Origin of the sequence: Isoptericola chiayiensis, assembly GCF_013149805.1 — a bacterium.
GTDB classification, from domain to species: Bacteria; Actinomycetota; Actinomycetes; order Actinomycetales; family Cellulomonadaceae; genus Isoptericola; species Isoptericola chiayiensis.
The window spans coordinates 85936-109160 of record NZ_JABEZT010000007.1 but is presented as its reverse complement, the minus strand read 5'-3'; the positions used below and the strand labels follow the sequence as shown (position 1 = coordinate 109160).

Annotated in this window: 18 protein-coding genes; 8 read left to right on the top strand and 10 right to left on the bottom strand. The window is 73.5% G+C overall.

Annotation, left to right across the window (positions count from 1 at the left end):
• Positions 1-88 precede the first annotated feature (88 nt).
• The gene (locus HDG68_RS12995) at positions 89-379 is read right to left on the bottom strand and encodes a WhiB family transcriptional regulator (RefSeq protein ID WP_172152754.1); all 291 of its coding nucleotides are present in this window, start codon (positions 377-379) and stop codon (positions 89-91) included.
• 201 nt (positions 380-580) lie between these two features.
• Between HDG68_RS12995 and HDG68_RS12990 the strand changes: the two genes are divergently transcribed.
• Together HDG68_RS12990 and guaB are read left to right on the top strand one after the other, a co-directional pair.
• Positions 581-1699, top strand: coding sequence for a MerR family transcriptional regulator (locus tag HDG68_RS12990; RefSeq protein ID WP_172152752.1), 1119 nt, complete (start codon positions 581-583; stop codon positions 1697-1699).
• A 59-nt stretch (positions 1700-1758) separates the two neighbouring features.
• On the top strand, positions 1759-3276 hold the full coding sequence (gene guaB, locus HDG68_RS12985) for an IMP dehydrogenase (RefSeq protein WP_172152750.1): 1518 nt from the start codon (positions 1759-1761) through the stop codon (positions 3274-3276).
• Positions 3277-3285: 9 nt separating this feature from the next.
• Here guaB and HDG68_RS12980 read toward each other — a convergent pair whose 3' ends face one another.
• Positions 3286-4008 (bottom strand): exonuclease domain-containing protein, encoded by a 723-nt coding sequence (locus HDG68_RS12980; RefSeq protein ID WP_172152748.1) that lies wholly within the window; start codon positions 4006-4008, stop codon positions 3286-3288.
• Between the two features lie 130 nt (positions 4009-4138).
• Here HDG68_RS12980 and HDG68_RS12975 point away from each other — a divergent pair, with 130 nt between their 5' ends.
• The 3 genes from HDG68_RS12975 (at position 4139) to HDG68_RS12965 (ending at position 7371) form a co-directional block, all read left to right on the top strand.
• Positions 4139-5263 (top strand): GuaB3 family IMP dehydrogenase-related protein, encoded by a 1125-nt coding sequence (locus HDG68_RS12975; RefSeq protein WP_172152746.1) that lies wholly within the window; start codon positions 4139-4141, stop codon positions 5261-5263.
• The gene (locus tag HDG68_RS12970; protein WP_172152744.1) at positions 5260-5679 is read left to right on the top strand and encodes a GNAT family acetyltransferase; all 420 of its coding nucleotides are present in this window, start codon (positions 5260-5262) and stop codon (positions 5677-5679) included. The genes HDG68_RS12975 and HDG68_RS12970 overlap by 4 nt, the downstream gene beginning before the upstream one ends.
• 69 nt (positions 5680-5748) lie before the next feature.
• Complete coding sequence (locus HDG68_RS12965; protein ID WP_172152742.1) at positions 5749-7371, top strand: succinic semialdehyde dehydrogenase; 1623 nt, start codon at positions 5749-5751, stop codon at positions 7369-7371.
• Here HDG68_RS12965 and HDG68_RS12960 read toward each other — a convergent pair whose 3' ends face one another.
• Together HDG68_RS12960 and HDG68_RS12955 are read right to left on the bottom strand one after the other, a co-directional pair.
• Positions 7372-8283, bottom strand: a complete 912-nt coding sequence (locus HDG68_RS12960; protein WP_172152740.1) for a DUF4031 domain-containing protein — start codon at positions 8281-8283, stop codon at positions 7372-7374.
• Positions 8280-8999, bottom strand: coding sequence for a FadR/GntR family transcriptional regulator (locus tag HDG68_RS12955; RefSeq protein ID WP_172152738.1), 720 nt, complete (start codon positions 8997-8999; stop codon positions 8280-8282). Before HDG68_RS12955 ends, HDG68_RS12960 begins: the two co-directional genes overlap by 4 nt.
• A gap of 116 nt (positions 9000-9115) precedes the next feature.
• Between HDG68_RS12955 and HDG68_RS12950 the strand changes: the two genes are divergently transcribed.
• Both HDG68_RS12950 and HDG68_RS12945 read left to right on the top strand, forming a co-directional pair.
• Positions 9116-9670 carry a gluconokinase gene (locus HDG68_RS12950; protein ID WP_216648412.1) on the top strand — a complete coding sequence of 185 codons (555 nt, stop codon included), beginning with the start codon at positions 9116-9118 and terminating at the stop codon, positions 9668-9670.
• Between the two features lie 40 nt (positions 9671-9710).
• On the top strand, positions 9711-11093 hold the full coding sequence (locus tag HDG68_RS12945; protein ID WP_172152737.1) for a GntP family permease: 1383 nt from the start codon (positions 9711-9713) through the stop codon (positions 11091-11093).
• Between the two features lie 163 nt (positions 11094-11256).
• Here HDG68_RS12945 and HDG68_RS12940 read toward each other — a convergent pair whose 3' ends face one another.
• From HDG68_RS12940 to HDG68_RS12930, 3 genes are all read right to left on the bottom strand, one after another.
• The gene (locus HDG68_RS12940) at positions 11257-12534 is read right to left on the bottom strand and encodes an acetate/propionate family kinase (protein WP_172152736.1); all 1278 of its coding nucleotides are present in this window, start codon (positions 12532-12534) and stop codon (positions 11257-11259) included.
• Positions 12531-14714 (bottom strand): phosphate acetyltransferase, encoded by a 2184-nt coding sequence (gene pta / locus HDG68_RS12935; RefSeq protein ID WP_172152735.1) that lies wholly within the window; start codon positions 14712-14714, stop codon positions 12531-12533. The genes HDG68_RS12940 and pta overlap by 4 nt, the downstream gene beginning before the upstream one ends.
• Before the next feature lie 113 nt (positions 14715-14827).
• Positions 14828-17311, bottom strand: a complete 2484-nt coding sequence (locus tag HDG68_RS12930; protein WP_172152734.1) for a phosphoketolase family protein — start codon at positions 17309-17311, stop codon at positions 14828-14830.
• 184 nt (positions 17312-17495) lie between these two features.
• Between HDG68_RS12930 and HDG68_RS12925 the strand changes: the two genes are divergently transcribed.
• The gene (locus HDG68_RS12925; RefSeq protein WP_343037571.1) at positions 17496-18440 is read left to right on the top strand and encodes an SURF1 family protein; all 945 of its coding nucleotides are present in this window, start codon (positions 17496-17498) and stop codon (positions 18438-18440) included.
• 110 nt (positions 18441-18550) lie between these two features.
• Here the strand turns inward: HDG68_RS12925 and HDG68_RS12920 are convergent, their stop codons facing one another.
• The 3 genes from HDG68_RS12920 to HDG68_RS12910 form a co-directional block, all read right to left on the bottom strand.
• Complete coding sequence (locus tag HDG68_RS12920) at positions 18551-19528, bottom strand: hypothetical protein (RefSeq protein ID WP_172152733.1); 978 nt, start codon at positions 19526-19528, stop codon at positions 18551-18553.
• A 161-nt stretch (positions 19529-19689) separates the two neighbouring features.
• Entirely contained in the window at positions 19690-21462 is a 1773-nt protein-coding gene (locus HDG68_RS12915; protein WP_172152732.1) for an ABC transporter ATP-binding protein, read from the bottom strand.
• Positions 21459-23225: an ABC transporter transmembrane domain-containing protein gene (locus HDG68_RS12910; RefSeq protein WP_172152731.1), complete on the bottom strand. Its 1767-nt coding sequence runs from the start codon at positions 23223-23225 to the stop codon at positions 21459-21461. Before HDG68_RS12910 ends, HDG68_RS12915 begins: the two co-directional genes overlap by 4 nt.

The following is a 23225-nucleotide window of genomic DNA, read 5'->3' as shown; positions in this document are numbered from 1 at the left end:
GTCTCGGCACCGACCTGCCGAGACACCGAGGCCCCGCATCGTCTTCGATGCGGGGCCTCGTGCTGTTCGCGGTGGGGCGGTGCGTCGGTCAGCCGACCTTGCGCTCCCGGCCGGCCAGGATGGCCGACCGCTCGTCCTCGCTGAGGCCGCCCCACACCCCGTAGGGCTCGCGCACCCGCAGGGACTGCTCGCGGCACTCCATCATCACCGGGCAGCTGCGGCAGATCGCCTTGGCGGCCTCGGCACGTCGTCGGCGGGTGGACCCCCGCTCACCCTCGGGGTGGAAGAACAGCGTGTCGTCGGCGTCGCGGCAGGAACCCTGGTACTGCCACTCCCACAGTTCCATGACCGGCCCGGGCAGTCGTGAGATCTCCGTCATGGCGAACAACCTACAAGTTGTGCAGAAGTTGTTCAAGGTCCGGATCGAAGTTGGTCGCCGATGCCACGGTCCGGCGCGCTGACCAGGTGTTGAACCGCTTACCGGGGCATCTGACCGGTTTCCGGCCGCGATCACGCATCGGTTCAGGACGCGCCGGGAGGCCCGGTGGCGGCGGCACGCGCGCCTGGGCAGAATCGACGCATGACCAACTCGCGACCTGCCCAGGACTCGGGCGGGTCACGCCTGTCCGGCCCCGGACTCGCGGTCGCCGCGGTCGCCCGACGTCTCGGCGTCGCCCCCGCCACGCTGCGGACCTGGGACCGGCGCTACGGCCTCGGACCGTCCGACCGCACCGCGGGTTCGCACCGGCGCTACACGGCGGAGGACGTCGCGCGCCTGCTCGTCATGCGCCGGCTCACGCTCGAGGGCGTGGCGCCCGTGGACGCGGCCGAGGCCGCTCTCGAGGCCGACCTCGAGCAGCTCGAGGACGCCCGGCGGGCCGGCACCCCGGTGCCGCCGTCACCGGAGGACGAGCCCGAGCCCCCCGCCGGCGAGAAGGATCCGGCCGAGGAGCCGGGCGGCGGCCGCGCCCACCTGCGCGCGCTGCCCGGCGGGGGCCAGGGCGGCCGCCCCGCCGCCGGGGCTCCGGCCCCGGGGCAGGGCAAGGCCACCTCGGGCAAGGTGTCCGCCGTCGTCGACGCCGCCCTGTCCTACGACCAGGCCCGCTGCGACGACCTGCTGCGCATCCCCGCGCAGGGCGACCCGGCCGCGTGGTGGTCCCAGCTCCTGGAACCGGCCTGGAGCCGCGTCGCCGAGCGGACGGTGCTCGCCGGCCCGGGGGCCGTGCCCGAGATCGTGCTGGCGACCGCCGCGCTGCAGGCGCTGCGGTCCTTCACCGAGGCCTTCGAGCAGGCCGTCGTGCAGAACGGCGGACCGCCGGCCAACCACCCCAGCCGCATGCGCAACATCGTGCTGATCTTCGCCGCCCCGGACGAGGCCGTCCCGCTCTCGGCGCACACGCTCGCCGCAGCGTTGACGTCGAAGGGCAAGACCGCACGGATCGTCACCGGCCCGGCCAGCACGCACCGCTCGCTCGAGCTGGTGACCATGGTGCGCCCGGCCGCGATGGTCCTGGCCACGACCCAGCGTCGCCCGGACCTCGACCTCGTGCAGGCCGTCCACGACGGCTTCCCCGAGCTGCCGATCTTCGTCGGGCTGCGCCGCGACGACGCCGCCGCGGACCTGCCGCTGGCCCCCCAGGTCCAGCGCGTCCGGTCGTTCACGGGGCTGCTGCACGAGGTGCTCGCGATCGTGTCCTGACCCGTCGGGCGTGACCGACGGCACCCTCGGGCACGCGCCCGGGACCGTAGACTCGTGCCATGACGGAGACGACCTCGCCCGCGCACGACCCGTTCGGTTTTCTCGGCCTGACCTACGACGACGTCCTGCTGCTGCCGGGGTACTCGGACCTCGCTCCGTCGGACATCGACACCACGTCGCGGCTGACCCGCGAGATCTCCCTGAAGGTCCCGCTCGTCTCCGCCGCGATGGACACGGTCACCGAGGCGCGCATGGCGATCGCGATGGCCCGTCAGGGCGGCCTCGGGGTGCTGCACCGCAACCTGTCGATCGCGGACCAGGCCTACCAGGTCGACCTCGTCAAGCGCACCCAGACCGGCATCATCTCCAACCCGGTCACGATCGGGCCCGACGCCACCCTGGAGCAGCTCGACCAGCGCGCGGGGGAGTACCGGGTCTCCGGGTTCCCGGTGCTGGACGTCTCCGGCAAGCTCGTCGGTATCGTCACCAACCGCGACCTGCGGTTCACCCCGGTCGCCGAGTGGGCCTCCACGACGGTCGCGGACGTGATGACGCCGCAGCCCCTGATCACCGGGCACGCGGGCATCTCCCGCGAGGACGCGACGGCGCTGCTGCGCAAGCACAAGCTGGAGCGGCTGCCGCTCGTCGACGACGAGGGTCACCTCGCCGGTCTCATCACCGTCAAGGACTTCGTGAAGTCCGAGCAGTTCCCCAACGCCTCCAAGGACTCCCAGGGTCGGCTGCTCGTCGGCGCCGCCATCGGCTACTTCGGCGACGCCTGGGAGCGCGCGACGACGCTCGTCGACGCGGGGGTCGACGTCCTGGTCGCCGACACCGCGCACGGCAACGTGCGGATGCTCATCGAGATGGTGCACAAGCTCAAGACCGACCCGGCGACGCGGCACGTGCAGGTCATCGGCGGCAACGTCGCCACCAAGGAGGGCGCGCAGGCCTTCGTGGACGCCGGCGCGGACGGCATCAAGGTGGGGGTGGGACCGGGCTCCATCTGCACCACGCGGGTGGTGACCGGTGTCGGCGTCCCGCAGATCACCGCGGTGTACGAGGCGTCGCGGGCGGCACGCCCGGCGGGCGTCCCGGTGATCGCCGACGGCGGGATGCGGCACTCCGGCGAGATCGGCAAGGCGATCGTCGCGGGCGCCGAGGCGGTCATGCTGGGCTCGATGCTCGCCGGGACCGAGGAGTCGCCCGGCGACACGATCCTCATCAACGGCAAGCAGTTCAAGGCCTACCGGGGCATGGGCTCGATGGGCGCCATGTCGTCGCGCGGGAAGAAGTCCTACTCGAAGGACCGCTACTTTCAGGCCGAGGTCACCAGCGACGACATGATCGTGCCCGAGGGCGTCGAGGGCCAGGTGCCGTACAAGGGCACCCTGTCCACGGTGGCGCACCAGCTCGTGGGCGGGCTGCACCAGACCATGTTCTACGTCGGGGCGCGGACCGTGCCCGAGCTGCAGGAGCAGGGACGGTTCGTGCGGATCACGTCGGCATCGCTGGCCGAGTCGCACCCGCACGACATCAAGATGACGGTCGAGGCGCCCAACTACACCGTCGGCTGAGGCTTCGGGTCAGCCCGCCCGGCGGGGCTCGACCGGCCACGCCGTCGACGCCCCCGGGCCCTCCAGCCCCTGCCGCTCGCGCCAGGCGTTGAAGTTCTCCGCCCACGCCCGGTGGGCGTCCCGCTGCGCCGAGTGCAGGGCGTCGAGGGCGACGGAGCGCAGGTCGGGGAACCGCAGCACCTGCGCGTCGAGGACGTCGAGCGTGGCCAGCACGTCGACGTCGGCGCTGTGCAGGTCGCCGTCGCCGGTGATGCCGTACAGGTCGCACAGGTCGCCGAGACGCCGCTTGCCGCGCCGGTAGCGGTCCTGCCACCGGTCGATGACCAGCGGGTCGAGCACGGGGGACACGGGCCGTCCCAGCCGTTCCGGCAGGGTGGGCAGCCCGTGCCGGCTCAGCTCGGCGTCCAGCAGCGTGAGGTCGAACGCCGCGTTGTACGCCACCACGGGGACGTCGTCGCGCAGGTGCGTGACCAGCTCCGCCGCGATCTCCTCCAGCGCGCCCGCCGGGTCGACGCCGTGGGCCCGGGCGTGCTCGGTGGTCACGCCGTGGATTGCGGCGGCCTCCGCGGGGATCTCGACGCCCGGGTCGATCAGCCAGGTCCGCACCTCGGTCGTCAGTGCCGTGCGCAGGACGACGGCCGCCGTGACGATGCGGTCCGAGCGCACGTCCACGCCGGTGGTCTCGGTGTCGAAGCCGACCAGCGGCCCGCTCGACCAGCCCGTGTCCTGCATGGGGATCCCTCCTCGTGGTGTCCTGGCCCGGACGATGCCACGAGCCACCGACACCGGGGTCGGGACGGCCCTCGGGGCGCGCGCCGTCGTCCGGGCGGCCCGCAGGTCACCGGCCGGTAGGCTGACCCGCGTGAGCAACGAGATCGAGATCGGACGTGGCAAGCGCGGTCGTCGCGCCTTCTCCTTCGACGACGTCGCGGTGGTGCCCTCGCGCCGCACCCGTGACCCGAAGGACGTGTCGACCGGCTGGCAGATCGACGCCTACCACTTCGACCTGCCGATCATGGCCGCGCCGATGGACTCGGTGATGAGCCCGGACACCGCCGTCGCGCTCGGCAACCTCGGCGGGCTCGGCGTGCTGGACCTCGAGGGCCTGTGGACGCGCTACGAGTCGCCGGAGCCGCTGCTCGCCGAGATCCGTGAGCTGCCGGCCGAGGAGGCCACGCGGCGCATGCAGGAGATCTACTCCGAACCGATCAAGCCCGAGCTCATCACCCAGCGGCTCCAGGAGGTCCGGTCCGCCGGCGTCACCGTGGCGGGCGCGCTGTCGCCCCAGCGCACGCAGGAGCACTACCAGACGGTGGTCGACGCGGGCGTGGACCTGTTCGTCATCCGCGGCACCACGGTCTCCGCCGAGCACGTCTCCGGCAACGCCGAGCCGCTGAACCTCAAGCGGTTCATCTACGAGCTCGACGTCCCGGTGGTGGTGGGCGGTGCCTCCACCTACACCGCGGCGCTGCACCTCATGCGCACCGGTGCCGCGGGCGTGCTGGTCGGCTTCGGCGGCGGTGCCGCCCACACCACCCGTGTCAGCCTCGGCATCCACGCGCCGATGGCCACCGCCGTGTCAGACGTCGCCGCGGCGCGCCGCGACTACCTCGACGAGTCGGGCGGCCGCTACGTGCACGTCATCGCCGACGGCGGTGTCGGCTACTCGGGGGACGTCGTCAAGGCGGTCGCGTGCGGGGCCGACGCCGTCATGCTCGGCGCCGCGCTCGCCCGCGCCGCCGAGGCCCCGGGACGCGGCTGGCACTGGGGCCCCGAGGCGCACCACTCCCAGCTGCCCCGCGGGGAGCGGGTCTCGGTCGGCACCGGGGGGACTCTCGAGGAGATCCTGTTCGGCCCGGGCCACCACGCCGACGGCACCACGAACCTCGTCGGTGCGCTGCGCCGCGCGATGGCCACGACCGGCTACTCCGACCTCAAGGAGTTCCAGCGGGTCGAGGTCGTGATCTCGCCCTACCAGCCCCGGTGACGATCCGCGAGGTCGGGGACGACGACGTCGAGGTGGTCGTCGCGCTGTGGCGGGACTGCGGGCTGACGCGCCCGTGGAACGACCCGCACGCCGACGTCGCCGCGGCCCGGCGCAACCCCACGTCCACGGTGCTGGTCGCGCTCGACGAGAGCTCCGCCGTCGTCGGCACCGCCATGGCCGGCTACGAGGGGCACCGGGGGTGGCTGTACTACGTGGCGGTGGCGCCGGGCCTCCAGGGCACCGGACTGGGCCGCCGTGTCGTGGCCGCGGCCGAGGCCTGGCTGCAGGATGCCGGTGCCGCCGAGGTGCGCCTTATGGTGCGCACCTCGAACGCCCGGGTGCTGGGGTTCTACGCCCGTCTCGGGTACACGGACCGGGAGGCGACCGTGCTGGGCCGGTCGCTGCCGTCACGCTGACGGCGAACGTCACGAGCAGTTGACCTTCGTTTGACCGGGATGTCACCGGGCGCACGTACGCTGTCGCTCATGGCAACCGCGCACGAGAGCGACGGCGCTCTGGGCGACCTCATGGACCCCGAGCTGCCCGCCTCCACCTACGTCCTCGAACCCGACGTCGTCGCCCCGCTGGTCCGACGCGTCGCCACCTCCCAGGACGCGGGCACCCATCGCAGCACGCTGCCCTTCACCGGCGCACCGCTCGCCGCGATCCCGCTCTCGTCGCCCGACGACGTGGCCGCGGCGGCCGGGCGGGCCCGCGCCGTGCAGCGCGACTGGTCCCAGCAGTCCTTCGACGAGCGTGCCCGGGTCGTCGATCGGCTCGGGGCGCTGGTGCTGCAGCGGCAGTCGGAGATCCTCGACCTGATCCAGATGGAGTCCGGCAAGTCGCGGCGCAGCGCCTTCGAGGAGGTCGCCGACATCGCCCAGACGTGCCGGCACTACGTGGTGCGCGGGCGGCGCTACCTCGCCGACCGGCGCGAGCCCGGCGCGCTGTCGGTGCTCACGGGTGCCCGGGTCCACCGGCGCCCCGTCGGCGTCGTCGGCGTCATCGCCCCGTGGAACTACCCGCTGACCCTCGCGCTGTCCGAGGCGGTCCCCGCCCTGCTCGCGGGCAACGCCGTCGTGCTCAAGCCGGACCCGCAGACCACGCTGTCCGCGCTGTGGGCCGCCGAGCTGCTCGCCGAGGCCGGGCTGCCCGACGACGTCCTCACCGTCGTCGCCGGCGGCGGGGACGTGGGTGCCGCGCTCGTCGAGCACGTCGACCACGTCGCCTTCACCGGGTCGACGGCCACCGGCCGCAAGGTCGCCGCGCGGGCGGGGGAGCGCCTCATCGGGGCCACGCTCGAGCTCGGCGGCAAAAACCCGCTGTACGTGGCCGCCGACGCCGACCTCGAGGCGGCCGTGCCCGGCGTGGTGCGTGCCTGCTTCTCCAACGCCGGCCAGCTGTGCATGTCGATCGAGCGGCTCGTGCTGCACGAGCGGATCGCGGACGAGTTCCTCGAGCGGTTCGTCGAGGCGGTGCGAGGGCTGCGCCTCGGCGGCGAGCTGGACTACACCGCCGACATCGGCTCGCTCGTCTCGGCCGACCAGCTCGAGAAGGTGTCCCGGCACGTCGACGACGCGCTGGCCAAGGGCGCCCGCGCCCTGGTCGGTGCCGTGCACCGCGGGGACGTCGGCCCGTACTTCTACGCCCCGACGGTGCTCGACGACGTGCCCGCGGACGCCGACTGTCTGCGCGAGGAGACCTTCGGACCCGTCGTGGCGGTGACGCGCGTGTCCGGCGACGACGAGGCCGTGCGGGTCATGAACGACTCCGAGTTCGGGCTCAACGCCTCGATCTGGTCCGGTGATGTGGCTAGGGCGCGGCGCCTCGCCGCCCGCGTCGAGGCCGGCACCGTCGCCATCAACGACGGCTACCTGCAGGCGTGGGGGTCGACGGCGGCACCCATGGGCGGCATGAAGGCGTCCGGCCTGGGCCGGCGGCACGGCCGCGAGGCGGTCGAGGCGGTCACCGAGACGCAGAGCGTCGTGGCCCAGCGCGGCCAGCGGTTCGGGCTGAGCGTGGACTCGCTCTACGCGCTGGGCGGGGAGCTGCCCAGCAGGGTGCTCACCGGCGCGCTGTCGGCCATGCGTCGGCTGCGGCTGCCGTAGTCACCGTCCGGTGAGGCTCGCGAGCTCGCGGCGCAGGTTCCGTTCGGCGGCGTCCGCCCAGCGTTCGCGGGCGGCCGGTGTCCGGTACAGGCCGGGGCCGGCGTGCAGGGCGAGCAGCTGGGCGAGGACGGCGGCCCGGCCGGCCCGGAAGTCGTCGTCGCCGACGTGGGAGTACTCGGCGCGCACCTGTGCGACGTAGCGGGCGTACCGAGCGGGCGTGCCGCCGAGGATCGCGAGATCGGCGTCGCTGACCAGGCATCCGGTGACGTCGTCAGGGTCCGGGTCGTGGCCGGCGGTCAGCAGGACGAGCCGGGCGACCTCGGCGGCCTGCGGGCCGGCCGGGAGCAGCTCGCGGGCCAGCGCGGCCGAACGTTCCTCGTCGTCGCCGGCGACGCCGTCGTGCACCGCGTCGTGGAACCACAGGGCCAGCGCGGCGACCCGGGCCGTCCCGTCGGTGCCGGCGGCGGGCGAGAGCTTCTCGAGTGCGTCGAGCGTGTCGGCCAGGTGCAGGCGCGAGTGGTAGACCCGGTGGGGTTCTGCCCAGCGGTCGATCAGGTCCTCCCCGACGGCGGCGACCTGCTCGGCGCCGAGGGCGCCGTCGGACCACAGGCCGGCCCAGCGCTGCCGGAGCGTCGGCCGCTTGGCACGCGACCGTTCGTGTCCCGGGACGCGCAGCCCGGAGGCGGCGAGCCGCCGGCTCAGCTCGCCGCCGTCGACCGGGACGGCGCCCGCGGCCACGAGGTCGGCGATGCGCTCGGCCGGCACGTCGTAGTGGTCGACGTCGAACGCCCGGTCGGGCAGGTCGGCGGCGCGGGCGAACGTGCGCAGCTCGTGCAGGGAGACGTCGGAGACGAGGTGCGACCAGAGCCGGTCGTGCGCCGGCCAGAGCGGCGGGTCGACGAGGACGGTCACGACGCGGCCCCGGGGGTGTCGGCGGTGTCGGCGGCGCCGAGGGCGCGGCGGACCTCGCCGACCAGCGCCGCCATCGCCTGCTCGGCCGCGGGTGCGTCGCCGTCGCGGACCGCGCGGGCGACGGCCTCGTGCTGGTCGAGGGCCTCCGGCTCGGGGGAGGCGGGCATGAGGCCGAGGTGGGTACGCCCGGACAGGACCTCGGCGACGACGTCGGCCAGCGCGCCGAACATCTCGTTGCCGCTGGCGCGCAGCAGCAGCTCGTGCATGCGGATGTCCAGCGTGAGGAACTCCTCGAGGTCGCCCGCCGAGCCGAGCACCCGCATGCGTGCCGCGAGGTCGACGAGCTCGGCGCGTGCCTCGGGCGAGGCGTGGCGGGCCGCCCCGGCGGCGGCCAGGGGCTCGACGGCGTGCCGCAGCTCGGTGAGGGTCCGCAGCTGGGCGTCCCGGCCGGGGCCGGCCAGCCGCCACCGGATGACATGGGGGTCGAGCACGTTCCACTCGGCCATCGGCAGCACGACGATCCCGACCCGACGGCGGGAGCGGACCAGCCCGAGCCCTTCGAGGAGGCGCATGACCTCGCGCGCGACGGTGCGCGAGACGCCGTGCTCCGCGCCGATCGCCTCCAGCGTCAGCGAGGTGCCGGCGGGGACGTCCCCGCTGGTGATGGAGCGCCCGACGGCCTCGAGAACGGCGCTGTGCAGGGCGGGGGAGGGCATGTGCCGAGCCTACCGAGGTGCCACCCACCGGCAATTGGTAGCACCTATGGGTTGCCAAAGGTGCTATCAATGGTTCATGCTCGGGTGAAGCACACCACCGACACGGAAGTCGAGACATGGACACCGACGTCACCCCCCTCCCGCCCGGCGGGCGCGCCGCGCCTGACGACGTCACGCACGTCGTCGTCATGGGCGTCGCCGGCTCCGGCAAGACCACCGTCGCGACCCTCCTGGCCGCACGCCTCGGCGTCACCTACGCCGAGGCGGACCAGTTCCACTCGGCCGAGAACATCGCCAAGATGAGCGCCGGGAACGCCCTGACCGACGACGACCGCGAACCCTGGCTGGCGGCGATCCGCGACTGGCTCAGCGGCGAGGCCGAGGCGGGCCGCCCCGGCGTCGTCACCTGCTCGGCGCTCAAGCGGGCCTACCGCGACGCGCTGCGCACCGCCGTCGGGCGCGTCCGGTTCGTCCACCTCGACGGCCCCGCCGAGCTGCTCGCCGAACGGATGCAGGGCCGGTCCGGCCACTTCATGCCGGCGTCCCTGCTGCCGTCACAGCTCGCCACCCTCGAACCCCTGGCCGACGACGAGGACGGCCTGACCCTCGACATCACCTCCGAGCCCGGCGAGATCGTCGACACGGTCGTCGCCCGCCTCGCCTCCGCCTGACCCTGCCCCCACCCCCGAGAACCTGTCGACGAGGACACCCATGACTCCCGAGGACTGGACCCAGACCCTCACGGCCGGCCCGCTGCTCGCCATCGCCGCCGCCGCCGTCGCCCTGCTGCTCCTGCTCATCATCAAGGTCCGGCTGCACGCGTTCGTCGCGCTCATCCTGGTCAGCCTGCTCACCGCCGTCGCCGCCGGGCTGCCCGCCGGCGGGATCGTCGACGTGCTGCTCGACGGCTTCGGCTCCACGCTCGCCGCCGTCGCGCTGCTCGTCGGGCTCGGTGCCATGCTGGGCCGGCTCGTCGAGACCAGCGGCGGCGCCGCCGTCCTGACCGACGCGCTGATCTCCCGCTTCGGGGAACGGCGCGCCCCCCTCGCCCTCGGCATCGCCTCGCTGCTGTTCGGCTTCCCGATCTTCTTCGACGCCGGGCTCGTCGTCATGCTGCCCATCGTGTTCGCCGTCGCACGCCGCCTCGGCGGCTCCGTGCTGCTCTACGGGCTGCCCGTGGCCGGAGCCTTCTCCGTCATGCACATCTACGTGCCCCCGCACCCCGGACCCGTGGCCGCCTCGGAGTTCCTCGGCGCCAACGTCGGCATCGTGCTGCTCGTCGGGCTGGTCGCCGCGCTGCCCACCTGGTACGTCACCGCCTACCTGTTCGGCCGGTTCGCCGGGCGCCGCTTCGAGCTGCCCGTCCCCGAGATCCTCGGCCGCGCCGACGACGCCCAGACCGCGAACCCGCCGCGCTTCGGCGCCGTCGTCGGGATCCTGCTCCTGCCCCTGGTGCTCATCTTCGCCAACACCGGCCTGGAGACCGCGGCGTCGGCCGGCTGGGTCGAGGGCGAATCGGGGGTCGTGGCCGTGGCCGGCCTGCTCGGCTCGACGCCGGTCGCCCTGCTGATCACCGTGCTGGTGGCCGCCTGGGTGCTGGGCCGGCGGCGCGGCATCGAGGGGACCGCCCTGGAGAAGACCCTCGACTCCGCCCTCGGGCCCGTGGCCTCCGTCATCCTCATCACCGGGGCGGGCGGCATGTTCGGCGGCGTGCTGCGCGCGACCGGCATCGGCGACGCCCTGGCCGACGTGCTCGGCGACCTCGGGCTGCCGGTCATCGTGGCCGGGTTCCTCATCGCCGCCGTGCTGCGCGTGGCCCAGGGCTCGGCCACCGTCGCCCTGACCACCGCCGCCGGGCTGATCGCGCCCGCCGTCGCGGCCGGTGGCTACGGCGCCGTGGAGCTCGCCGCCGTCGTCGTCGCCGTGGCCGCCGGGTCCGTGGTGCTCAGCCACGTCAACGACTCCGGCTTCTGGCTGGTCGGCCGGTTCTTCGACATGGACGTGCGCACCACGCTGCGCACCTGGACCGTCATGGAGACGGGGATCGGCGTGATGGGCTTCGGGATCGCCTGCCTCGTGTTCGCCGTCGCCTGAGCCGGAGCTGCAGCGGAGCGTGGGGGCCGAGGAACGAGGCGCGCGCGTGGAGCGGAAGCGCAGGCTCGGGCGACCGAAGGGTTCGCCTGAGCCGGAGCTGCAGCGGAGCGGAGGCGCAGGCTCGGGCGACCGAAGGAGTCGCCTGAGCCTGCGCTGCTGCGGCTCAGCCGGAGGTGACCGCTGAGGTCGGGTGCAACCCGTCCACCGCCTCGACGCTCTGCCGGGCGATGGCGAGCTCCTCCATCGTGGGGATCACCATGACGAGCGTCTTGGTCCAGTCGGGGGAGATGATGCGCTCGGCGCCGCGGGCGGCGTTGCGCTCGTCGTCGACGGCGATGCCCAGGGCCTCCAGGTCGGCGCAGACGGCGGCACGCACGGCGGCGTCGTTCTCACCGACCCCCGCGGTGAACGCGATGACGTCCACCCGGCCGAGCAGCGCCGTGTACGCGCCGACGTACTTGCGCAGCCGATGGATGTAGACGTCGAACGCCAGGGCGGCGTCCTCGTCGCCGTCCTCGACCAGCCGGTGCAGCTCGCGGAAGTCGTTGACCCCGGACAGGCCGAGCACGCCGGAGCGCTTGTTCAGCAGCGTGTCGAGCTCGTCGATGTCCATGCCGGCGTTGCGCGCGAGGTGGAACACCACCGCGGGGTCGACGTCGCCGGACCGGGTGCCCATCACGAGCCCCTCGAGCGGCGTCAGGCCCATCGAGGTGTCGATCGGCACGCCGCCGCGCACCGCCGACGCCGACGCGCCGTTGCCCAGGTGCAGCACGATCGTGTTGAGGTCCTCGACGCGGCGGCCCAGCACGCGGGCCACCTTGCCGGTCACGTACTGGTGGCTGGTGCCGTGGAACCCGTAGCGGCGCACGTCGTGCTCGCGCGCGACGTCGCGGTCGATGGCGTAGGTGTACGCCTCGGCGGGCAGCGCCTGGAAGAACGCCGTGTCGAACACCGCGACGTGGGGCACGTCGCCGAGCAGGTCCCGCGCCACCCGGATGCCCTGCACGTTCGCGGGGTTGTGCAGCGGGGCGAGCGGCACCAGGGCCTCGATCCGGTCGACGATGTCGTCGTCGACGACGACCGGCCCGGAGAACTCCGCCCCGCCGTGCACCACCCGGTGACCGACGGCGTAGATCCCGGCGTCGGCCAGCGTCGGACCGACCTCGTCGAACATGCCGAGGGCGATCTTGAGCGCCGCTCCGTGGTCGGCGACCTCGAGCTCGCGGTGGGTCTTGTTGCCCGCGTACGTGTGCGTGACGATGCCGGTCGCGCCCGTCTCGCCGATCCGCTCGACCGTGCCGGCCGCGATCGCCTCGCCGCCGACGGGGTTGACGAGCTGGTACTTCAACGAGGACGACCCGGAGTTCAGCACCAGCACGGACCCGTGCGCCCCGTAGGCGCTGTACGGGTTGGGACGCTCGGCGGCGGGCAGGATGCTCATGCGGACTCTCCGTTCGACGTGCTGGGGGTGGCGACGCCCTGCGCCTGGATCGCGGTGATGGCGACGGTGTTGACGATGTCGGCCACGAGCGCCCCGCGCGAGAGGTCGTTGACGGGCTTGTTCAGCCCCTGCAGCACCGGGCCGATCGCCACCGCCCCGGCCGAGCGCTGCACGGCCTTGTAGGTGTTGTTGCCGGTGTTGAGGTCCGGGAAGATGAACACCGTCGCCTTGCCGGCCACCGACGAGTCGGGCAGCTTGGAGGCCGCCACCGAGGCGTCGACGGCGGCGTCGTACTGGATCGGTCCCTCGACGCTCAGCGCCGGGTCGCGGTCCCGGACGAGCTCGGTCGCGGCCCGCACCTTGTCGACGTCGGCGCCCGAGCCGGAGCTGCCGGTCGAGTAGGACAGCATCGCCACGCGCGGCTCCACGCCGAACTGGGCCGCCGTGGCGGCCGACGACGCCGCGATGTCGGCGAGCTGCTCCGCCGTCGGGTCCGGGTTGACGGCGCAGTCGCCGTACGCGAGGACCCGGTCGGGCAGGCACATGAGGAACACCGAGGACACCACGGACACGCCCGGCTGGGTCTTGATGATCTCGAACGACGGGCGGATGGTGTGCGCCGTGGTGTGCGCGGCGCCGGAGACCATCCCGTCGGCCAGGCCGAGGTGGACCATCATCGTGCCGAAGTAGGACACGTCGGTGACGATCTCGCGCGCACGTTCGATCGTGACGCCCTTGTGCGCGCGCAGCCGCGCGTACTCGGCGGCGAACCGCTCCACGTGCTCGGGGTCGGTGGGGGACAGCACCCGGGCTGCGGAGATGTCGAGGCCCAGCTCGGTGGCACGGGTGCGGATCGCCGTCTCGTCGCCGAGGATCACCAGGTCGGCGATGCCGCGGGCCAGCACCGTGGAGGCGGCGCGCAGGATACGGTCGTCGTCCCCCTCGGGCAGCACGACACGGCGCCGGTCGCCGCGGGCCCGCTCGACGAGCTCGTGCTCGAACATCAGCGGCGTCACCACGGGGGTGCGTTCGACGTCGAGGCGGGCGAGCAGCTCGTCGGCGTCGACGCTCTGCTCGAACATGGCCCGCGCGACGTCGTGCTTGCGCTGGGCGTCGGTGGACATGATGCCGCGGGTGCGCGAGGCCGCGCGGGCCACCTCGTAGGTGTCCATGGCCGTGGCGATGATCGGCACGTGCGGCTGCAGCGCGGCGGCGAGCTGCCCGGACCGGCCCGCAGGCCGGTGCCCGCCGGTCAGGATGATCCCCGCCAGCGACGGGAACCGGGTGGCGGCCTGCACGGCGAGCAGCCCCAGCACGACGTCGGTGCGGTCGCCCGGGGTGATGACCACGGTGCCGTCGGCGAGGCGGCCGAGCATGTGCTCGAACGTCATGGCCCCGACGATGACGTCGAGCGCCTCGCGCGACATCAGGTCGCGGTCGCCGAGCAGGAGGGTCCCGTCGACGACGTCGGCGAGCTGCGCGACCGTCGGCGCACCGAGGAACGGCTCCTCGGCGATCACCCAGGTGGGCAGGTCGTCGCCGGAGATCTCCGCCCGGGCCGCCGCACCGGCGTCGTGCACCCCGGCCTCGGCGCGGTTGACGATCACGCCGACCGGCTGGGCATGGTTGGCGCGCAGCTCGGCGAGGCTGAGACGCGTCAGCGTGGTCACGTCCTCGATGCCGCGGTCGCGTCCGGAGACCACGAGCAGCACGGGGGAGTCGAGGTTCGCGGCCACCCGCGCGTTGAAGGCCAGCTCGGTGGCCCCCGAGACGTCCGTGTAGTCGGTGCCGAGCACCACCACGGCGTCGCACTGCGCGGCCACCCGGTGGTACCGGTCCACGATGCGCGACAGGGCCGCGTCGGGGTCGGCGTGCACCTCGTCGTAGGTGACGCCGACGGTCTCGCCGTACGACAGGTCCACGCCGTCGTGCGCGAGCATCAGCTCCAGGACGTGGTCGCGCACCGCCGTGCCGCCGTCGGACGCGGGACGCTCCGGGACGCGGGACACCGCGCGGAAGACACCGACCCGCGGCACCTGACGGGCCAGGAGGTCGAGCACCCCCAGCGCGACCGTCGACTTGCCGGTGTCCCCCTCGGGGGAGGCGATGTAGATGCTCCGAGTGCTCACTGCCTGCCTGTTCGTCCGTGCCGGGCGGTGGTCACGTCCATTCCACCGCATGCACGACGCCGGCGCACCGGGTGCGGGGCGTCGCGTGCGTCACGATCGTGCTGACACGGGCGGGCCGCCGTCGTCCCGGGGACGACGGCGGCCCGGCACCCGTCCGGCGGCGGTCAGTCGTTGTCGCCGCCCGTGTCGCCCATGCCGGAGGCCTCGGAGCCGACGACGTCGCGGGCGCCCGGCCACACCCAGTCGCGCACCTCGGGGATGTCCTCGCCGTGCTCGCGCGTGTACTGCCGTGCCGCGAGGCGGGCGTCGACCATCCGCTGGCGGAAGCCCGCGACCTTCGAGCCGAGACCCGGCACGCGGTCGATGACGTCGAGCACCAGGTGGTAGCGGTCGATGTCGTTGAGCATCGCCATGTCGAAGGGCGTGGTCGTGGTGCCCTCCTCCTTGTACCCCCGCACGTGGATGTTGGCGTGGTTGCTGCGGCGGTAGGTGAGCCGGTGGATCAGCCACGGGTAGCCGTGGTAGTTGAAGATCACCGGCTTGTCCGGCGTGAACAGGCCGTCGAAGTCCTTGTCGGACATGCCGTGCGGGTGCTCGTGCTCGTCCTGCAGCCGCATGAGGTCCACGACGTTGACCACGCGCACCTTCAGGTCGGGCAGCTCGCTGCGCAGGATGTCGACCGCGGCCAGCACCTCCAGGGTCGGCACGTCGCCGGCGCTCGCGAGCACGACGTCCGGGTCCTCGCCCGGCGTCTCCGTCCCGGCCCACTCCCAGATGCCCAGACCGCGGGTGCAGTGGGCGATCGCCTCCGACATCGACAGGAACTGCGGTGCGGGCTGCTTGCCGGACACCACGACGTTGACGTACTGGCGGCTGCGCAGGCAGTGGTCGTACGTGCTCAGCAGCGTGTTGGCGTCCGGCGGCAGGTACACCCGCACGATCTCGGCCTTCTTGTTGACCACGTGGTCGATGAACCCCGGGTCCTGGTGGCTGAACCCGTTGTGGTCCTGGCGCCACACGTGGCTCGAGAGCAGGTAGTTGAGGCTCGCGAGGGGACGCCGCCACGGGATGTGGTTGGTGACCTTGAGCCACTTGGCGTGCTGGTTGAACATCGAGTCGACGATGTGGATGAACGCCTCGTAGCTGGTGAACAGGCCGTGGCGCCCCGTGAGCAGGTATCCCTCGAGCCAGCCCTGGCACTGGTGCTCGGACAGCATCTCCATGACGCGGCCGGCCCGCGCCATGTGCTCGTCGACGTCCGGGCCGTAGAAGTCCGCGTTCCACTGCTTGTCCGTGGTCTCGTACACGGCCTGCAGCCGGTTCGACGCCGTCTCGTCCGGCCCGAAGATCCGGAAGTTGTCCGGGTTGCGGCGCACGACCTCGTTGAGCCACGTCCCCAGCACGCGCGTCGCCTCGGCCACCGCGCCGCCGTGCTCGGGCACGTCGACGGCGAACTCGCGGAAGTCGGGCATCCGCAGGTCTTTGAGCAGCAGCCCGCCGTTGGCGTGCGGGTTGGCGCTCATGCGCAGCTCGCCGGCCGGCGCCTGCGCCGCGATCTCGGGCAGCAGGCGTCCGCCGTCGTCGAACAGCTCGTGGGCGCGGTATGACTCCATCCAGTCGCGCAGCACCTGCAGGTGCTCGGGGGTGTCGCGCGCGCTCGCGAGCGGCACCTGGTGGGCGCGCCAGGAGTCCTCCGTCTTGTGCCCGTCGATCTCGGGCGGGCACGTCCAGCCCTTCGGGGTGCGGAACACAATCATCGGCCAGGCGGGCCGTTCGTCGTTCCCGGCCGCCGCGTCGGCCTTGATGCGGGCGATGTGCTCCATCACCTCGTCGAGCAGCTTCGCGAAGCGGCGGTGCACCGCGGCGTGGTCCTCGCCGTCGAACCCGCCGACGAAGAAGTACGGGGTGTGCCCGTAGCCGATCATCAGGTCGCGCAGCTCGTCGTCGCTGATGCGGCTCAGCACGGTCGGGTTGGCGATCTTGTAGCCGTTCAGGTGCAGGATCGGCAGCACCACGCCGTCGGTACGGGCGTTGACGAACTTGTTCGAGTGCCAGCTCGTCGCCAGCGGACCCGTCTCCGCCTCGCCGTCGCCGACGACCGCCGCGACGAGCAGGTCGGGGTTGTCGAACGCCGCGCCGTAGGCGTGGGACAGGGCGTAGCCGAGCTCGCCGCCCTCGTGGATCGAACCCGGCGTCTCGGGTGCCACGTGGCTCGGGATGCCGCCCGGGAACGAGAACTGCCGGAACAGGCGGCGCAGCCCCTCGTCGTCCTGGGTGACGTCGGTGTAGATCTCCGAGTAGGTGCCCTCGAGGTAGGTGTTCGCCACGAGCCCGGGGCCGCCGTGGCCGGGACCGGCGACGTAGATCGTGGACTGCTCGCGCTCGCGGATGACGCGGTTCAGGTGCGCGTACAGGAAGTTCAGGCCCGGCGTCGTGCCCCAGTGACCGAGCAGGCGCGGCTTGACGTCGTCGCGCTCGAGCGTCCGGCGCAGCATCGGGTTGTCGAGCAGGTAGATCTGGCCGATCGACAGGTAGTTGGCGGCACGCCACCACTGGTCGAGGCGCTCGACGTCGGTGTCCGACAGCTCGGCCACACCCGTGGCGGGCCAGGTCCGGGGCGTCGGGTCGGTGGAAGCGGTCTGGGTCATCGCACGCTCCTGCACAGGGTGGGGATCGGTTCGATCGGTGGTGCGCCTTCATTCCACCGCAGACGGCGACGGAGTGCAGGTCGGGCGGTGGGTCGTCCCTCGCGATCCGGTGCGGATCCTGCGCGTGCCGTGAGGTCCGTCACCGGATTCCTGAGCGTGAGGTGGGCACGGCTACCGTGGTGCCGTGCCCGACGCCCCACCCGCCCGACGCTCGTTCTGGGCGGTCGCCCGCCAGCCGCGGATGCTGATGATCCTGGCGCTGCTGCTGCTCGCCGCTCTCGCGTGCGGGCGTCTCGGTGTCTGGCAGATCGACCGGGCCTACGAGCGGGCGAACCTCGCCGCCGAGCAGGAGGCCGCCGAGGCCGCGGCCGCCGGTGCCTCCGACCTGGGCGACCTGCTGGCCCCGCAGTCGGCGTTCCCCGGCGAGCTCGTGGGACGCGAGGTCGCGGTGACCGGGGTCTACGAGCCCGACGGGCAGCTGCTCGTCGCCGGCCGTGCGCTCGACGGCGTCGAGGGCTACCTGGTGCTCACGCCGCTGCGGGTGTCCGACGACGGCACCGGCGGGGCGTCGTGGGCCGACCTGTCCGGCGCCCCCGTGCTGCCCGTGGTGCGCGGCTGGGTGGAGTCGCCGACGCCGGGCGCCGAGGCCCTCGAGGTCCCCGGCGGGGAGGTCGGGGTGACCGGCTGGCTGCAGGCCTCGGAGTCGACGGCGCGTGCCGGCGGGCTGCCGGAGAATCCCGGAGGCCCGCCCCTGACACGCGACATCGCCTCGTCGGCGCTCGCCAACACCTGGGACGGGCCCATCTACACCGGTTACGCGGTGCTGACGTCGTCGGACCCGGCGCAGGCTCCGGCGTCGGACGGCGGCCCGGCCCTGCTGCCGCGCCCGGAGCTGGAGGGCGGCGACGACGTCGACCTGCAGAACTTCTTCTACGCGCTGCAGTGGTGGGTGTTCGGGCTGTTCGCCGTCGCCCTGTGGGTGCGGCTGGTGCGCGACGAGATGGCCGGCGGGCGGCGGGAGTCGCGGCGCGACCGGCGCCGGCGGGGCGGCGATGACGGCGATGGCGACGACGGCGCTCGCGACGACGACCCGATCGGCACCGGCATCGCCGGGCTGCCCGCCCCCTGACCCCTCCCGCCGAGATCGACGTACCCGTATCGAGATCGACGTACCGTGAGTCGATCTCGATACGGGTACGTCGATCTCGGCGGGGACGGCGGTGGGGGGGCGTCGCCGAGTCACCGGCGAGCGCGGCTCCACAGTGCCCGTCGGATCCGCTCGGCGGTGCCCGCGGGGTCGCCGAGGTCCTGCCAGACGACGCGGATGACGATCCACCCGGCCTCCTCCAGGGCGTCCTGGCGAGCCTTCTCCGCGACGATCCGTGCCGACGGGTCCCCGTAGGCGCCGCCCGAGTACTTCACGGCGCCGTCGAACTCGACGGCGACCTTCCACTCCGGCCACGCGAGGTCGAGCCAGAACCTGCCGCGGTCGGTCTCGACGTCGAACCCGGGCACCGGCGTCGGCAGGCCCTCGTCGTGGGCGATCCACCGCAGGACCGTCTCTCCCGGTGACTCCGACCGCGGGTCCGCCAGCTCGAGCACCTCCCGAGCCTGCACGACGCCACGCCGGCGCCCGCACTCCTCGAGGATCATGCCGATCACCGTGGGGTCGGCGCCGCCGCGGATCGCCGAGTCGGCGACGACCAGGCCCCGGGCCGGTCGCAGGATCCGTGCGCAGTCGACGACGGTGCGTTCCAGCGTCGTCGCCGGCACCCCGGACACCTCGGTGCGGTCGCGCACCGGTAGATCGGTCCAGTGACGCCGCAGCGTCCGGTCCCGTGACTGCTCCAGGTTCGGAGGCCGGAGCTGGGTCAGGTGGACGACGTCGGACAGCCGCCAGGTCCAGCAGCCGTGCAGCACCGCAGCGCTCGTGTGCGAGAACCAGTGCTCCAGGTCGAGGCGGACGTCGACGGCGCGAATCTGTCGCAGCAGGTCGGCACGCCGCCGCACGGCGACGCCGTCCCCCCGCGCCGGTGGCAGGTACACCCCTTTGCGGACCCGTTCCAGCACGCCGTCGCGGGTGCGCCGCCGGATCGCGGCCCGTCGTCGTTCGCTGAACCGTGTCGGGACGGGGACGGTCGCCCGTTCCAGGTCGCGGCGGTCTCCCGGCCGTACCGTGCTCCGGCGGCGTGGCTGTCCCGAGGACGTCGTCGTCATGCTCACGACCGTGCCAGCGCGGCCGGGCCCGCGGGACCCCCACGCGGAATCTGTGGACAACCGCCGCCGAGATCGACGTACCCGTATCGAGATCGACGTACCGTGAGTCGATCTCGATACGGGTACGTCGATCTCGGCGTGACGAGCGGACGAGCGGGCGGCTATCCGGCCTGCCAGGACCGCCACAGCCGGGCGTACTCGCCGCCGGCGGCCACGAGCTCGTCGTGCGGGCCGATCTCTGTGATCCGCCCGCCGTCGACGACGGCCACCCGGTCGGCGTCGTGCGCCGTGTGCAGGCGGTGGGCGATCGCCACGACGGTGCGTCCGGTGAGCACGGCGTTGAGCGACCGCTCCAGGTGCCGGGCCGCCCGCGGATCGAGCAGCGAGGTCGCCTCGTCGAGCACGAGGGTGTGCGGGTCGAGCAGCACGAGCCGGGCGAGGGCCACCTGCTGAGCCTGCGCCGGGGACAACGGGTGCCCGCCCGAGCCCACCTCCGTGGCCAGGCCCGAGGGCAGCGCCGCCGCCCAGCCGCGGGCGTCGACGGCCTCGAGCGCCTCCCAGAGCGCCTCCTCGGAGGCGCCGGTGTCCGCGAGCTGCAGGTTCTCCGCCAGCGTCCCGACGAACACGTGGTGCTCCTGGGTGACCAGGGCCACCTGGCCGCGCAGCTCCTCCAGCGGCAGGTCGACCAGCGGCACGCCGCCGACGGTCACCGTCCCGCCGGTGGGCGGGTGGATGCCGGCGAGCATGCGCCCGAGCGTCGACTTGCCGGCCCCGGACGGGCCGACGACGGCCAGCCGCTCCCCGGGGCGTAGGTCGACGGAGACGCCGTGCAGCACGTCGTGGCCCTCGCGGTAGGCGTAGCGCACCTCGTGGGCGCGGACCTCGTCCGACGCCGGGACCTCGCCGGAGGCGGTCCGGTCCGGGCCGACCAGCCCGACGCCGACCACGCGGGCCAGCGCCACCGCGGCGACCTGGAGCTCGTCGAGCCAGAACACCAGGTCGAACACGGGCCCGCCCATCTGGTGGGCGTAGAAGGCGATGGTGGCGACGGCCCCGACCGTGGTGACGTCCTGGGACACGAGCCAGGCTCCCCAGACGATCGCCGCGACGGGCGCGACCGCGACCGCGGTGTCGAGCGCGGGGATGAGGCGCAGCCGCAGCCCGAGGGTGTAGCTCTCGGCGGCGAACGCCTCGGACAGGTCGCCCCGCAGGCGGCGTCGCAGCCGGGAGCCCAGCCACAGCGCGTCGGTGGTGCGCGCGCCCTCGACGGCCTCGGTGATGGTGCCGTTGACGGTGGCGTACGCGGCGGACTCGCGCAGGTAGCCGGGGGTGGCGCGTCGCAGGTACCAGCGCACGGCGACCACGATCGGCGGGACGCCGACGAGGAGCGCGAGCGCCACCAGCGGGTCGGTGAGGAACGACGCGACGAGGGTCAGCCCGATGGTCACGACGCACACCAGCACCCGCGGCACGCCGAAGCGGACGGCGTGCTGCAGCTTGTTGACGTCGTTGGTGGTGCGGGCCACCAGGTCCCCGGTCCCGGCCTTCTCCACCACCGACAGCGGTAGCCGGGTGGCGGTGTGCATGAACTCCTCGCGCAGCTCGGCGAACACCTGCTCGCCGAACACCATGGACAGCCGCTGCGCGAACCGTGTCACGACGGCCTGCACGACGACGGCGCCCACGAGGATCAGGGCGATCTGGTTGACTCGGGCCAGGGTGGTGCCGGCCGTGACCTCGTCGATGAACCGCCCCATGAGGAACGGTCCGGCGAGCCCGGCGACGGCGGCGACGGAGTGCAGGACGGCGATCCCGGCGAGCTGGGCGCGGTGGCTGCGGAACAGCCGGCCGACGGTGCGCTTCACCTCGTGCCGGTCGGCGATCGGCAGCTGCTTCGCGGTCGTGCCCGGCGCGGTGGCGGTCGCGGCGCTCATCGCGTGGCTCCTTCGAGGGTGTCGTGGCCGTCGGCCAGGGAGCGGCCGACGACGGCGCGGTAGCGGGTGCCGGCGTCGTCGCCGCGGGCGAGCAGGTCGGCGTGCGTGCCCGTGGTGACGACGCTCCCCTCGGGGGACAGCAGGACGACGTCGTCGACGTGGTCGAGCACGAGCGGGCTGGCGGTGACGACCAGGGTGGTTCGTCCCCGGCGGGCCGCGGCGACGCGTTCGGCGATCCGCGCCTCGGTGTGGGCGTCCACGGCGCTGGTGGGCTCGACGAGCACGAGGATCTCGGGGTCGGTGAGCAGCGCGCGGGCCAGGGCGACGCGCTGGCGCTGCCCGCCGGACAGCGACCGGCCCTTCTCGGGCAGCTCGCCGGCCAGGCCGCCGGGCAGGGAGTCGAGCACGTCCTGGGCGTCGGCGGCCAGGATCGCCGCGGTGAGCTCGGCTTCGGTGGCGCGGCCTCGGGCGTCGAGCTCCTCGCCGAGGATCCCGGAGAAGAGGTGCCCGGTCGCCTCGGAGACGACGACGCGGTGCCGCAGGGCCTCCTTGTCGAGGGCGGCCAGCGGCACGCCGCCGAGGGTGACGGGCGTGCCCGACTCGGCCTCGTCGTCGAACCGGCCGAGCCGCGTGGCCACGACCGCCGCGACGTCGGGGTCCGGGCAGACGAGGGCCGCGACGCGTCCGGGACGCAGGGTCAGGCCGGAGGCGTGGTCGACGAGGTCGCTGCCCGACGGCGGGGCCGCGGCGGGTGCGTCGGCCTGCGGCGTCGCCTCGGTCACGCGCAGCACCCCGAGGATCTTGCGCGCGGAGACCAGCGCGTTGGTGGTCATCTGCAGCATCTGGGTGGCCATCTGCACGGGCCAGGCCAGGAACGCGGTGTAGCCGTAGAAGGTCACGAGCTCGCCGGCGGTCAGGTCGCCGCGCACGACGGCGCGGGCCCCGAGCCACAGCACCAGGGCGCCGAGCAGGCCGGGCAGCAGCACCTGGAGCCCGTCGAGGACGGACTGCACGCCGGCGACCCGCACGCCGCGGCGGCGCACCTCCTGCGACTGGCGGGCGTACCGGCCCGAGAAGACGTCCTCGCCGCCGATGCCGCGCAGGATCCGCAGGCCTGCGACGGTGTCGGAGCCGAGCGCGGTCAGCCGGCCGACGGACTCGCGGTGGGTCTGCTGGCGACGCTGCAGCGGACGCACGAGCAGCGCGAGCACGCCGCCCACGACGGGGATGCCGAGCGCGACGACGAGGCCGAGCGTCAGGTCCTGCCACAGCAGGTAGCCCGCGGCGGCGACGTAGGCGAGCACGCCGCCGACGAACCGTCCCGTCATCGCGAACATGTCGCCGGCGCGCAGCGCGTCGTTGGCCACGGCGGCGACGACCTCGCCGGTGGGCAGCTTCTTGGTGACGGCGTGACCCGACCGGGTGGCCTTCTGGCCGACGAGCGTGGTGAAGGAGAACGAGGCGCGCAGCCAGTTCTCGACGTCGTAGGTGTGGCTGAACACGCCGGAGACGACGATGGTGACGGCCGCCACGAGCATCCACCCGCACCAGACGAGGAGCTCGCTGCCGAACCCTGCGGCCAGGCCGGAGTCGACGGCGCCGCCCAGCAGCAGCGGGGAGGCGGCCGAGGCCATCAGCGAGACGCTGCCGGCGACGATCGCCTTGGTCAGGACGTCGCGCTGCCGCCACGCCTGCCAGGTCAGCAGCCGTGCGGCCGAGGAGAGCGGAGGGGTGCCCGGGTCGGGCAGCGGGAGGGGTCGCAC

Coding starts and splice junctions, on each gene's coding strand:
- HDG68_RS12940 (WP_172152736.1), bottom strand. CDS start 12,534: ATGAGCATCCTGCCCGCCGCCGAGCGTCCCAACCCGTACAGCGCCTAC.
- HDG68_RS12945 (WP_172152737.1), top strand. CDS start 9,711: ATGACTCCCGAGGACTGGACCCAGACCCTCACGGCCGGCCCGCTGCTC.
- HDG68_RS12920 (WP_172152733.1), bottom strand. CDS start 19,528: ATGACGACGACGTCCTCGGGACAGCCACGCCGCCGGAGCACGGTACGG.
- HDG68_RS12995 (WP_172152754.1), bottom strand. CDS start 379: ATGACGGAGATCTCACGACTGCCCGGGCCGGTCATGGAACTGTGGGAG.
- HDG68_RS12980 (WP_172152748.1), bottom strand. CDS start 4,008: ATGCAGGACACGGGCTGGTCGAGCGGGCCGCTGGTCGGCTTCGACACC.
- HDG68_RS12955 (WP_172152738.1), bottom strand. CDS start 8,999: ATGCCCTCCCCCGCCCTGCACAGCGCCGTTCTCGAGGCCGTCGGGCGC.
- HDG68_RS12990 (WP_172152752.1), top strand. CDS start 581: ATGACCAACTCGCGACCTGCCCAGGACTCGGGCGGGTCACGCCTGTCC.
- guaB (WP_172152750.1), top strand. CDS start 1,759: ATGACGGAGACGACCTCGCCCGCGCACGACCCGTTCGGTTTTCTCGGC.
- HDG68_RS12950 (WP_216648412.1), top strand. CDS start 9,116: ATGGACACCGACGTCACCCCCCTCCCGCCCGGCGGGCGCGCCGCGCCT.
- HDG68_RS12915 (WP_172152732.1), bottom strand. CDS start 21,462: ATGAGCGCCGCGACCGCCACCGCGCCGGGCACGACCGCGAAGCAGCTG.
- HDG68_RS12965 (WP_172152742.1), top strand. CDS start 5,749: ATGGCAACCGCGCACGAGAGCGACGGCGCTCTGGGCGACCTCATGGAC.
- pta (WP_172152735.1), bottom strand. CDS start 14,714: ATGCGGTGGAATGGACGTGACCACCGCCCGGCACGGACGAACAGGCAG.
- HDG68_RS12930 (WP_172152734.1), bottom strand. CDS start 17,311: ATGACCCAGACCGCTTCCACCGACCCGACGCCCCGGACCTGGCCCGCC.